Source organism: Ruegeria atlantica (assembly GCF_001458195.1).
In the GTDB taxonomy this organism is placed as follows: Bacteria; Pseudomonadota; Alphaproteobacteria; order Rhodobacterales; family Rhodobacteraceae; genus Ruegeria; species Ruegeria atlantica.
On the sequence record NZ_CYPU01000074.1, the window covers coordinates 70863 to 82908 of the forward strand.

12 protein-coding genes are annotated in these 12046 nt (G+C 57.5%); 6 read left to right on the plus strand and 6 right to left on the minus strand.

The features are described from left to right. Window positions 1-72 precede the first annotated feature (72 nt). Window positions 73-789 carry an FkbM family methyltransferase gene (locus RUA4292_RS23100; protein ID WP_058279737.1) on the plus strand — a complete coding sequence of 239 codons (717 nt, stop codon included), beginning with the start codon at window positions 73-75 and terminating at the stop codon, window positions 787-789. A gap of 42 nt (window positions 790-831) precedes the next feature. Here RUA4292_RS23100 and RUA4292_RS23105 read toward each other — a convergent pair whose 3' ends face one another. After that, a complete protein-coding gene (locus tag RUA4292_RS23105) occupies window positions 832-2355 on the minus strand; it encodes a hypothetical protein (RefSeq protein ID WP_058279738.1) in 1524 nt (507 codons plus the stop codon). Between the two features lie 138 nt (window positions 2356-2493). Between RUA4292_RS23105 and RUA4292_RS23110 the strand changes: the two genes are divergently transcribed. From RUA4292_RS23110 to RUA4292_RS23120, 3 genes are read left to right on the plus strand one after another with little or no spacing between them, the layout of a single operon-like run. Then, on the plus strand, window positions 2494-3237 hold the full coding sequence (locus tag RUA4292_RS23110; protein ID WP_058279739.1) for an SDR family oxidoreductase: 744 nt from the start codon (window positions 2494-2496) through the stop codon (window positions 3235-3237). After that, window positions 3234-3842, plus strand: coding sequence for an enoyl-CoA hydratase/isomerase family protein (locus RUA4292_RS23115; RefSeq protein ID WP_058279740.1), 609 nt, complete (start codon window positions 3234-3236; stop codon window positions 3840-3842). Before RUA4292_RS23110 ends, RUA4292_RS23115 begins: the two co-directional genes overlap by 4 nt. Further along, window positions 3839-4576, plus strand: a complete 738-nt coding sequence (locus RUA4292_RS23120; protein WP_058279741.1) for a VOC family protein — start codon at window positions 3839-3841, stop codon at window positions 4574-4576. The genes RUA4292_RS23115 and RUA4292_RS23120 overlap by 4 nt, the downstream gene beginning before the upstream one ends. On the opposite strand, the gene RUA4292_RS24280 is transcribed toward RUA4292_RS23120, so the two are convergent. Further along, window positions 4577-4873 (minus strand): HNH endonuclease, encoded by a 297-nt coding sequence (locus RUA4292_RS24280; protein ID WP_082637236.1) that lies wholly within the window; start codon window positions 4871-4873, stop codon window positions 4577-4579. Window positions 4874-4921: 48 nt separating this feature from the next. Between RUA4292_RS24280 and RUA4292_RS23125 the strand changes: the two genes are divergently transcribed. After that, window positions 4922-6106 carry a TIGR03862 family flavoprotein gene (locus RUA4292_RS23125; protein WP_058279836.1) on the plus strand — a complete coding sequence of 395 codons (1185 nt, stop codon included), beginning with the start codon at window positions 4922-4924 and terminating at the stop codon, window positions 6104-6106. On the opposite strand, the gene holA is transcribed toward RUA4292_RS23125, so the two are convergent. The 4 genes from holA to RUA4292_RS23145 all read right to left on the minus strand — a co-directional run bounded on the left by holA (window position 6103) and on the right by RUA4292_RS23145 (window position 10719). Further along, window positions 6103-7131: a DNA polymerase III subunit delta gene (gene holA, locus RUA4292_RS23130; RefSeq protein WP_058279742.1), complete on the minus strand. Its 1029-nt coding sequence runs from the start codon at window positions 7129-7131 to the stop codon at window positions 6103-6105. The two genes, RUA4292_RS23125 and holA, sit on opposite strands and share 4 nt — an antisense overlap. Beyond that, complete coding sequence (gene lptE / locus RUA4292_RS23135; RefSeq protein ID WP_058279743.1) at window positions 7128-7619, minus strand: LPS assembly lipoprotein LptE; 492 nt, start codon at window positions 7617-7619, stop codon at window positions 7128-7130. The genes holA and lptE overlap by 4 nt, the downstream gene beginning before the upstream one ends. Next, a complete protein-coding gene (gene leuS / locus RUA4292_RS23140) occupies window positions 7606-10158 on the minus strand; it encodes a leucine--tRNA ligase (RefSeq protein ID WP_058279744.1) in 2553 nt (850 codons plus the stop codon). Before leuS ends, lptE begins: the two co-directional genes overlap by 14 nt. A gap of 72 nt (window positions 10159-10230) precedes the next feature. After that, a complete protein-coding gene (locus tag RUA4292_RS23145) occupies window positions 10231-10719 on the minus strand; it encodes a DUF3576 domain-containing protein (RefSeq protein ID WP_058279837.1) in 489 nt (162 codons plus the stop codon). Window positions 10720-11002: 283 nt separating this feature from the next. Here RUA4292_RS23145 and RUA4292_RS23150 point away from each other — a divergent pair, with 283 nt between their 5' ends. Continuing rightward, window positions 11003-12043 carry a porin gene (locus tag RUA4292_RS23150; protein ID WP_058279745.1) on the plus strand — a complete coding sequence of 347 codons (1041 nt, stop codon included), beginning with the start codon at window positions 11003-11005 and terminating at the stop codon, window positions 12041-12043. Window positions 12044-12046 lie beyond the last annotated feature (3 nt).

Sequence of the window (12046 nt, forward strand, 5' to 3'; positions counted from 1 at the left end):
TAGGGAATCAGTGACAAAACTGGCTGCTTTGGAGACCGGTTCTTGTTAAAGGTCTTTAAAGATCAGAAGAGAATGATCTTCAAGCAATACAAACGAGCAGTGGACGACATGCAAGACTACCTTTCTCTGCGCGGCGTACAGATACCGGATGACCCGCAGATCATTACCCAAAAAGTCAAACGCTCCATTCTCGCCGAGCGCTACGAAAAAGATGAAGTAAACGGGTTGCCAAAGTTCATCGATCCCAAGGACCGAGTTGTTGAACTTGGGGCCGGGATAGGCTTCGTTTCCTCTTTTCTGGTCACACAGCTAGGTGTGCGAAACGCTATGTGCGTCGAAGCGAACCCTGTACTGTGCGAATTTGCTCGCCGTGTTCATAAGGCCAACAATATCGAAAATGTCAGCGTCGTGAATGCGGTTGCTCTGACCGATGGGCAGGAACCGGGTACCGCATCATTCTTTGTGCGCGAACCATTCTGGTCGTCGTCGCTGGATCCTACGCCGGGTTACGAAAAAAAGATCGGTGTCCCCGCGCACCGTTTGTCGGAAATGCTGCGCGATTTTGACGCCAATGTATTGATTGTCGACATTGAAGGTGGCGAAAAGCATCTGTTTGACGGCGTGGACCTTGCTAACGTGCAAAAGGTCTATCTTGAGGTGCACACTCGAAAGATCGGCCTGCACGGGATCAAAAAGTGTTTTGATAACTTGTCAGCGCTTGGTTTTGCTTATGATCAACGCGTTAGTTGCGGCGGGTCTGTATTGTTCCGGCGCGCCAAAAGCCGATAGGCAGAGAATTGGGAAGGCAGCAATGCTGCCTTCCGATGTACTTTACTTGATGCGCTGACCGTTCGCCAGAATCTGGCCATCTGCGGTGAACTCGATTTCCGAATTTAGTGTGTCGGGCTCCTCACCCGGTACAGCCATCAGACCCATCATCATCCGCGCGCCCATTGCATCGCTTTCTGACACCAGCCCCATCCCGATCAGCTTGTCGATCAGTGCGTTGGCACCATTGAGCTTCAGCTTGGCAACGCCTGTCGGCGTGGGCATTCCGTCGAACTCTGAGACGTTGGAGTTGTCGAAGGTGAAATCGCCTTCACCTGTCAGCTTGGCTCCGACCAGAGACACCAGCAGTTCGTTGATCTTCAGCGAGTGCAACTCGCCCGGGGCTGCGTCAGATGTATCAAGGTTTTCGACCGCGGTAGGATCAAAGATGTTCAACAGAACCTTGGCGGTCCCGGTCGTGTCCAGCGCAATCGTCGCCGGGTCGCGCGGCAGGGCGCCTGCCGGGTCGAACATGCTCCACAAGATATCCGACATGGTGAATTCGGTCAGGTTCATCGCGAAACCAAACGGCTGGATTTCCTCGGATTCCTGTACCGGAATTTCAAACTTGAACCCGGCATTTTCCATCGCGATTTCGATTGGGAAAGGCAGATCGGCTGTCGTCACAGCAACTTTTGCGCTGTTCTGCTCGATGTCATAGGCAAGACGTTCAGCGTCGATGCTGGCGCCAAATTTACCACCCTGGGACTCGCTTCCGACCGAGAATGATTCACCTTCGCTTGTGCCCGCGATGGCGTTCTGGCCGGAGCCGTAGGTGAACAGACCCGAGAACGAGAAGCCCGCCTTATAAAAGGCCTGCGGATCCGAAATGTCGAAGCCAGACGGAATAACGTTTGTGCCTTCAAACGCCAGCTGGCTCATCGAACCGTCAATCTTGGCCGCATCGCCAGTGTCCGGGTCCTTGAATGCCATATCATAGGTCATACCACCCGCGGTGAACTTCTGATCGATGTCACGGTTTTCGCCGATTTTCATCAGCGAGCTGCCCGCAAGCTCGGTCATGTTCAGGTTAAGGGCGAGCGCTTCAGCGGGCATCGTTTCACCGTCCACGGTAACATCGTCCAGCTTGATCCCCAGCGCGTCGGCGGAATAATCGTAAGTCATCTCATCCTTAGAGCCCGAAACGACCATGGTCATCCCGCTCTGCGAATAATCGATATTGACCGAAAACTTTTCGCCTTCCCTCTCTCCGGATATGGTCATCGGAAAATTCTCGGGGAAACCAATACTTACTGTACCGTCGCCGTTTTCAGTCAGGGTCATTTCTGGAATGACCATCTGAAAAGCTGCCTGTTCTTCCGGCAAGTCCATCAACATGGCCATGTTGGCAATCGTTGTGACATTTCCAGCAACGGATTCGTCGCCTGAAACGGTATAACCCATCTGACCCAGATAGGTTTTCCAATCATTCCAGACATCCTGCGAGGTCAGGTCGGCAAGTGCGCCTTGTGTGATAACGGCATATGCCAATACAGCACCGCAACTGCGGCGAAGGTAAACGGACATTACAGTACCCTTCTAGATAATTTTGCCGGCATCGTCGTGCTTGTGACGTCGGGCGTCAAGGGGCAAGGGCTGGACCCTTTCCCCCTTCGCGCGGTAAGCATTCACACAAATTCAAACCGTTGGAGGTATAGGAACCAAATGCAGGGGAAAACCGTACTGATAACCGGGGCCAGCCGCGGCATCGGAGCAGAGGCAGGGCGCGTTTTTGCCGCAGCAGGCACGAACGTGGCACTGGTCGCGCGCAGCCGCGATCAAATCGCCACACTGGCATCCGCGCTGGGCGAAAATGTAATCGCGCTGGAATGTGACGTCAGTGATTTTGCGCAGGTTGAACAGGCGGTGGCAGATTGCGTCGACCGCTTTGGCGGATTGGATGTCCTGATCGGGAACGCCGGTGTCATTGATCCGATCTTCCATCTTTCGAACGCGGATGTTGCGGCTTGGGACAAGGCGATCGATATCAACCTCAAGGGTGTGTTCCACGGAATGCGCGCGGCCCTGCCTGTCATGCGCGCCGCAGGTGGGGGCACCGTGCTGACCGTATCATCCGGCGCGGCCTCGAACCCGGTTGAGGCATGGAGCCATTACTGCGCATCCAAGGCCGGTGCCAAGATGCTGACGGAATGCCTGCATCTTGAGGAATCGATCCACGGCATCCGCGCCATGGGGCTGTCACCGGGCACCGTGGCAACTGACATGCAGCGGGTTATCAAGACAAGCGGTATCAACGCCGTCAGCCAGTTGGATTGGAGCGATCATATCCCTGCCGACTGGCCAGCGAAGGCGCTGCTGTGGATGTGCACGTCCGATGCGGATGAATTTTTAGGGACCGAAATCTCGTTGCGGCGTGAAGATATTCGACAAAGGGTTGGGCTGACGTGATCGAACTAAACAAAGAAGACGGTTTGTGGATTGTTACGTTGAACAATCCCGGCAAAGCCAACGCGCTGACCGGGGCGATGCTGACTGAGCTGGCCGAAATTGCCGAAGCCGCTACCGAGGCACGCGCGTTGATCCTGACCGGGACGGGCAAAGTGTTCAGCGCCGGGGCCGATCTGGACGAGGCGCGCGCCGGGCTTGCAACCTCGGACGTATGGGAGCGTTTGTCGGGTGCGATCGCTGCCCTTCCATGCCTGACCGTTGCCGCTTTGAATGGCACTTTGGCGGGTGGCGCGAACGGGATGGTGCTCGCCTGTGACATTCGAATTGCGGTCCCGTCTGCCAAGTTTTTTTATCCTGTGATGAAGCTGGGCTTTCTCCCGCAACCGTCCGACCCGGTGCGCATGTCGGCGCTGATAGGGCCGTCGCGCACCAAGTTGGTCCTGATGGCCGGGCAAAAGATCACCGCGGATGAGGCCTATGCCTTTGGTTTGGTGGATCGGGTGGTGGCACCGGATGACCTGATGCAAACAGCGCGTGAACTGGTCGCCGAAAGCACCGCCGCCGATCCCAAGATCGCTGCCGGTATCGCCGGGCTGTGCGGATGAGGCTGTCTGGCCTGCGACTACGCGTCGCCGATCCTGAACAACTGGGCAAATTCTATACGGATGTCCTTGGGATGTCGGTTCAGGCCCAGGGGGTGAGCCTGCGCATCGGCTATCCGGGGCAGGACGCCGATTTGCTGCTGATGCCTGGCGGCGGAGGATACACCCATGACATAGGACAACGCTATTGGAAGATCGGTATCACCGTACCGGATGTCGATCTGGCGGCCGCATTCCTGCGCGAAAAGGGAATTGAGGTTTCGGACCCGAAACAGTTTCTGGACATCGGGTACATGTGTCACCTCAAAGACCCCGAAGGCTTTGTGATTGAGCTGCTTCAGCATGATTTTGAAGGCAACCGGCCGCCAAACGCTGCAGACCCGGGCGATCCGTTTGCACAGGCTTGTATCGGCCAGATCACCCTGCGCACCGGAAATATAGAAGCCGAGGATGAATTCTGCCGGGGCAAGGGCATGCGCCTGCTTTCGATGCAGGACATAGGGCGATACGACTTTGATCTGCATTTTTTCGCGTTCACCGACGAGGCTCCGCCAAATCCAGACCCTTGGTCAGTAGAAAATCGCGAATGGCTGTGGAAACGCCCCTACACAACGTTGGAGTTCCAACACGTCAAAGGCGTCAGGTTTGCCAATGTGCCCGATTATCGCGGTTTGGAGTTTCAGGGGCTTGCTGCGCCGACGCGGGACGCGTTTGGCGACCCGGTTAATCCCGGCTAATCAACGACCTCGACGCTTGCCCGGAACTTTCGAGCGAAAGCCGGGCGGGCGTTTGCGAACCCAATTCAGGAATTTCTCCAACCTAGGATGGGCGCGCAGGGCCTCGACGGTGTTGAATTCACGGGCCAATTCCGCCTCGGTCAGGGATACATGCACCTCTTTATGGCAGATCTGGTGCAGCAGGACGGTGGGTCCGCCCTTGCCCCCTTTGAATTTTGGGATCAGATGGTGCAGGCTTCCGTCCCCGTCCGGGATCGGGCGGTTGCAGAGCGGGCAGATCGGATCGCTGTTCGTCATGACGAGGGTAAGGTTGCGTCAGGTGGCGCGAAAGGCAAGAGGTCAGGGATGGCACAGGCACTGGTGATCGGCGGCGGACCCGCAGGCCTGATGGCAGCCGAGGAACTGGCCAAAGCCGGGCACTCTGTTGTTGTGGCAGAGGCCAAGCCTTCGGTTGCGCGAAAGTTCCTGATGGCGGGAAAGTCCGGGCTGAACCTGACCAAGGACGAACAGTTTGAGATTTTGCTGAGGTCCTATGGTGAGGCCGCGACCTGGTTGCGACCAATGATTGCCGAATTCGATGCGTCGGACGTGCAAACATGGGCGCAAGGGTTGGGGCAAGAGCTGTTCACAGGCTCGACCGGTCGGGTGTTTCCGACGTCGATGAAGGCCTCTCCGCTGTTGCGGGCGTGGCTGGCACGGCTGACAGAGGCTGGCGTTCAGGTCAGAACACGCTGGCAGTGGGTTGGTTGGGACGGTGCCCAAGCCGTTTTCGACACGGATGATGGCAGGCAGAACCTGTGCCCCGATGTGACAGTTCTTGCGCTGGGCGGGGCAAGCTGGTCGCGGTTGGGATCAGACGGAGCATGGGCATCGGTGCTGACGGGTAAAGGCGTGCCCCTCACACCTTTCGCACCCGCAAACTCAGCCATTTCCGTGGAATGGAGCCCCCATATGCAGCCGCATTTTGGCGCGGCATTGAAATCTGTGCGGTGGAGGACTGGAGAAATTGAAAGCCGGGGCGAGGCTACGGTGTCGGCGAAAGGGTTGGAAGGGGGCGGATTGTACTCGCTGACCCCGGCCTTGCGTGACAGAGCACCGCTTTTTGTCGATTTGGTTCCGGATTTGGACGCTGATACGTTGCGTAGTCGTTTTGCGTCAAAAAAATCGAAAACGACCCTGTCGCAGTGGCTGAAGAAATCTCTTCACCTGTCTTCGCAAAAGGTCGCCCTGTTTCATGAAGTGTCCAAGCGCGATGGCCAGTTTCCATCGCTAGACGTAAGCGTGATCAAGCATCTGCAGATCAGACACTCGGGCCTGCGCCCGATGGACGAGGCCATCTCCACAGCAGGAGGTGTGCCACGTGCGGCGCTTAATGAGGGGCTCATGCTGACTGCATGTCCCGGAGTGTTTTGCGCGGGCGAGATGCTGGATTGGGAGGCCCCGACCGGGGGGTACCTTCTGACAGCCTGCCTGGCGACCGGCCGTTGGGCTGGGCGTTCGGCGGCATATTGGTTGGATCAAAGCGGTTAGCGGGTTCGCGCCAGCATCGCCAGACGGATCATGGCACGTTCGACCAATGCCATGGCCGGTGCCGTTTGCCCGGCGGAGCGCAGCGACAGGTCGGTATCTGTCAGTACAGTCAATGCTGTCTGCAGTTTTGGCGCGCCCCACCCTTGGGCCTGACGCAGAATGCGGTCGCGCCGTTTCCCATAAACCGGGGGGCGCAGCTTTCCGATGCCCTGTGCTGCTCCGCCCGGATCGGATGCGCAGGCGTACAAAGTGCGGAAGTGCCTTGTCGCGCCGATGCACAGGCTGACCGCATTGGTTCCCTGTGATTGCAAACGTCGGATCAGCGGGCCGATTTCACCCGCGCGACCATCGGCAACCACGTTCAGCACATCGTCCAAGGCGGCCTCAGTCGAACGAGGCGCGCAGGCTTCGACGTCTTCAATGGTCAGTTCGGAACTGTCATCGCGCTTGTAAAGCGACAGTTTCTCAATCGTTTGGGTAAAGTCACCGGGACTGATGCCCGATGCCAGCTCAGCAATCGCGGCCATCGAATCGCGCGGGATGTTCTGCAAACCGGCCTCAGAAAGTATTCGTTCGACTTCGGCCCGGGATGGTGGGTCGTCATAGATACCTACCGCATAGGCCGAGCGGTGCGATTCGAACGCTTTGCGAATCTTGGAACTGGCCTTTAGCTGTCCGGCGGTGACGATGATCTGGGCATCGCCAGCCACCCAATCTTCCAGCACGGCAAGGATTGCTGGGGCGGCCGTGTCGGTTGTGTCTTCGACGAATACAGCGCGTGGCCCGGGAAAGAACCCGACCGCCTTGACCGCGTCCAGCAACAAGGCCGGATCGCCACGCAGATCGCTTCCGGGCAGGCGGGTCAACCGCATCTCTTCTTCGGCATTGGCGCCCAGCAGAGCGGCCAAAACCTGTTGCCGCTTTAGCGCCACGCGCATCGCATCCGCACCGTAGATCAACAGCCCGGTCTTGTCCGCGTCGGGTCTCGAGAAATATCCCTCGGCCTCGCGCGGGCTCAACTTCATGCGGACAGGCCCGGCGTGGCGTACAGCCGACTGATGATCTGATCGGACAGAATCACCATCAGGCGCTGCGTTGCATCCCGCTCATCAGCCAGGGTGGATACGGTGGAACCGGCAGCCGAATACCCCACGAAGTCCGTCACCGAGCCCGAGGCAAGAACTTGCCCCGTCGCTTTCGATCTAAGCGAATAGCTGGCGGTCCCGTTGATGATAAGACGGTTGGTTTCGTTCGTTGAGGTGATCGATGCCGCCACCGTCTGGGTTACGACGGAAACGTCCAGACTGTATTCACTGCCGGATGTTGCGCTACGGCCCAGCTTTTGTTCCAGATCTTCGACCAGAAGAAAGCTGGTGACCGTGTTTGGTGCCGACACTTCTACGCGACCAAAAAGCGCCGAGCCCGATCCGCCCGGAGCGTACACAGGTTCAAACCCGCAGGCGGCAAGCGCCAAGGGCATCAGCAACAAGGTTCTGCGGTTAAACGACGACATTCACAATCCGGCCCGGTACAACGATTACTTTCTTGGGTGTAGCGCCATCCAGCGCCTTTTGCACAGCTTCGGTGCTCAGCGCGATTTTTTCAACCTCGTCCTTGGGCATATCTTTGGCCACGCTGATTTCCGCGCGGCGCTTGCCGTTGATCTGGATCGGCAGGGTAACGGTGTCATCCACCAGCATAGCGGCATCCGCAATTGGCCATGGCGTCGTGGCAACCAGCCCTTCGCCACCCAGCAGCTGCCAAAGCTCCTCGGACAGGTGTGGGGTCATCGGCGACATCAGCTGTGCCAGCGTTTTGGCGGCCTCGCGTTTGGCTGCGGCGCCCGCCTTGGATTTGGCCATCGTGTTGGTGAAAGCATAAAGCTTGGCGATTGAGGCGTTGAAGCCGAAAGATTCGACTCCACCTGTGACGTCATGGATGGCTTTGTGCATCTCGCGCAGCAGGGTTTCATCCTCGGCATTGGCCGGAGCATCCGATTCGGCGATTTCCGTCGCGATCCGATGCACACGGCTGAGGTGCTTGAACGCAGCCTCGGCCCCGGATGCGGTCCATTCGACATCCCGTTCAGGCGGCGAATCGGACAGGACGAACCAACGCGCGGTATCCGCGCCGAAGGCCGAGATGATGCTGACCGGGTCGACTACGTTTTTCTTTGATTTCGACATCTTGGCCGAGGGGATAATCTCAACCTCGGTGCCGTCGACCAGTTTTCCGTCGGTCACATCTTCGGGCAGGTGATAAACCGGACGGCCATTGGCGTCGCGTGTCTGATAGATCTCATGCGTGACCATGCCTTGCGTGAACAACGCATTGAACGGCTCGATGGCTTTCTTAGGCAGGTGACCCGTGATGTTCATCGCCCGCGCGAAGAAGCGCGAATAGAGCAGGTGCAGGATCGCGTGCTCGATACCGCCGATATACTGGTCGACATTCATCCAGTATTCGGCCTCGGCCAGATCGGTGGGTGTGTCAGCGCGTGGCGCGGTGAAACGGGCGAAATACCACGACGAATCGACGAAGGTGTCCATCGTGTCGGTTTCGCGTTTGGCAGGCGCGCCGCAAGACGGGCAAGGGGTGTCACGCCAATTGGCATGGCGCTCCAGCGGGTTGCCGGGGATCGAGAAGTCGATGGGTTTGCCGTTGCCATCGTCGTAAGGCAATTCGATCGGCAGATTTTCTTTCTTCTCGGGCACGGTGCCACATTTGTCGCAATGCACGACCGGAATCGGGCAGCCCCAATAGCGTTGACGGCTGAGCCCCCAATCGCGCAGGCGGTATTTTGTGACGCCTTCACCCCAACCTGATTTTTCCGCGAAATCGACGGTGGCGTTGATCGCCTCATCCCCCGTGGCCTCGGTCAGGCCTGCGAAGTGGTCCACCCAGCGGACTTTTTCAGTTTTCGGCGGCACAAAGGCGATCTTGTCGACCGGCGTATCGTCATCCAGTGCAAAGAAGGTGTCGATGACCGGCAGGCCATACTTGCGGCAGAAATCAAGATCACGCTGGTCATGCGCGGGGCAGGCAAAGATTGCACCGGTGCCGTAATCCATCAGGATGAAGTTGGCGATCCAGACCGGCAGTTCCCAATTCGGGTCCAGCGGGTGACGCACGCGAATGCCGGTGTCGTAACCCAGCTTTTCGGCCGTCTCGATGGCCTCTTCCGTGGTGCCACCCTTGCGGCATTCGGCAACAAACTCAGCAACTTCGGGGTTTTCGGCCTCAAGCTTCTTGGCAATCGGGTGATCCGGCGAAATACCAACAAAGGACGCGCCCAACAGCGTATCGGGCCGAGTCGTATAGACGGTGATGGGCTCACCACCATCAGTACGTTCGAAGCCAAATTGCAGGCCGCGCGACTTGCCGATCCAGTTTTCCTGCATCAGCCGCACTTTGGCAGGCCAGTTCTCCAGCGTATCAAGCGCATCCAGCAATTCTTCGGAATAGTCCGAGATTTTGAAGAACCACTGTGTCAGCTCGCGCCGTTCCACCAGTGCGCCCGAGCGCCAGCCACGTCCATTTTCCACCTGTTCATTGGCCAGAACGGTCATGTCGACCGGGTCCCAGTTCACCACGGCGTTCTTGCGGTAAACCAACCCAGTATCGAGCATATCGAGGAACAGAGCCTGCTGCTGGCCATAATATTCGGGGTCACAGGTGGCGAATTCGCGGGACCAGTCAATCGACAAGCCCAGTGGCTTCATCTGTCCGCGCATGTCGGCGATGTTGCTATAGGTCCAGTCTTTCGGGTGGCCGCCAATGGCCATGGCGGCGTTCTCTGCGGGCATCCCGAAGGCATCCCAGCCCATCGGGTGCAGCACGTTATGCCCCGTCGCGAGCTTGTGACGCGCAATGACGTCGCCCATCGTATAGTTGCGCACATGCCCCATATGGATTCGCCCTGACGGGTAGGGGAACATCTCAAGCACATAATATTTCGGCTTGTCCGCCTTATGGTCGGCGGTGAAGATCCCGGCCTTGTCCCAGGCCTCTTGCCATTTTGCTTCGATTTCGGTGGCCGAATAGCGCGACATTGTGCGGTCCTTCGTGAATGAAAACGCCGGGCGTGAGCCCGGCGTGGTAATATTGTGATTTTCGGCGGGTGGCTAGAGTTTGTTGTCCGCAATGCGCAACTGGCGTGCGCGGTTTAGGATTGCATCCTCGACCACTCGCGCAGTTGCAGCGCTGACCGGAGCGCCTCCGCTGCTTTGCAGTGCCACCGAAAGCGACCGTGCCGCCAGCGCCGGGTCACTTATATGCACGGTCGCGCGATAAGAGCGTCCGCCACCCGGCGGCGTGCCGTAACCTGTTACGATCACGCCGGTAAATGGATCAACTTCCTGAATTGGTAGGAAATTCAGCACATCCAGCGAGGCCGCCCAAAGATACCGGTTAACATTGACGATCTGTTCGGCATTTCCGCGATCGAACACATCCCAGATTGTTGTGCGTTCTGGATCGTTCAGCTCTCGTTCTTCTGTACGTGTGCTATCTGTATACAGCAATGCGGGATTCGGAGCCGCACTCTGATTCTGTCCGCAGGCCGACACGGCAGCAGTCATTATGATCAAACTGAAAATCGTCTGCAGGCGCATTGTCGACTGGTCCTGTTTCACTTGGTCTACTTTGTTACGTGTTACTCCTAGACAAGGTCCAGTTCAGCAACAACCCTATTCTTATTGCACATGTCAGTGTGGCCGGTAGTTTAGCCCCCAAATATCGACTGTGGCATCCTTGCACCAATTTGGGGTCAATGCGCCCTTCACATTTAAGGCAAGCTTGCGTGAAGGGGGTAATTCGAGCGAAACGGTTCCCGTGCTGAGACATGTGCTGATGCATGTGTCGAGTAGATAAATTTTTGAAACCGAGGGAAACAAGATGAAAAAAGTTCTCTTTGCAACGACCGCTCTTATTGCAACCGCAAGCGTTGCTGCCGCGGACGTTAGATTTAGCGGCTACGGTCGTTTTGGTATTGGTTACCAGGAAGACCGTCGTGGTACTGTTGACAACTTCGTGACCGACCCGGCAACTGGTGAAATCAGTCGTGGTACTGGTGACGATGCTGAAGCAACTGTCGACACCGACAACACCATCCTGGTCTCGCGCTTCCGTCTGAACATCGACGGCAACACAGAAACCGATGGCGGCGTTGAGTTCTCGGCTCGTGTTCGCCTGCAGGCTGACGAAGACTCCGGCAACGGTGAACAGAACAGCGCGGGTCTGAACGGCGCACGTTTCTCGGTCATCTACGGTGGTCTGCGTGTTGACGCAGGCAACGTTTCGGGTGCCTTTGACAACCTGGCAAACTACTACGGCAACGAGCCTGGTCTGGAAAGCTTCGTCGGCCAGTACTCGGGTGTTGACTACAGCTTCCTGGGTTACTCGTCGACCGGTTCGGGTTCGAACGCCGTGTTCTTCCAGTACGCAGTTGGCGATTTCGCCTTTGGCGCATCGTACGATCAGGCAACTGTTGCTCTGGACGGTGTTGCGCAGGACGCAGACCGCTGGGATATCAGCGCAACCTACAGCTTCGCCAACATCACCGCTGCACTGGCCTATGGTCAGACCAAGGCAAACGTGAATAGCGCGAGCGAAAAGCAGTCGCTGACCGTTCTGACCTTGGGCGCAGAATTCGGTGATTTCTCGGGTACTGTGTTTGTTGCTGACGATGACGTTGTCGCTGACGACCTAAACGGCACTGCATATGGTCTGTCGCTTGCCTACACCTTCGGTGCAGCAACTACTGTGACCTTCGCGTATGGTGATGGCTCGGCTGACGACGATACCCGTAACCTGGGTGTTGGCGTGATCTATGACCTGGGCGGCGGTGCATCGCTGCGCGGCGGTATTGGCGAAGCAAAAACTGGCGACCAAGACGGCTCGTACCGTGCTGACTTCGGTGCTCAGTTCAACTTCTAAGTT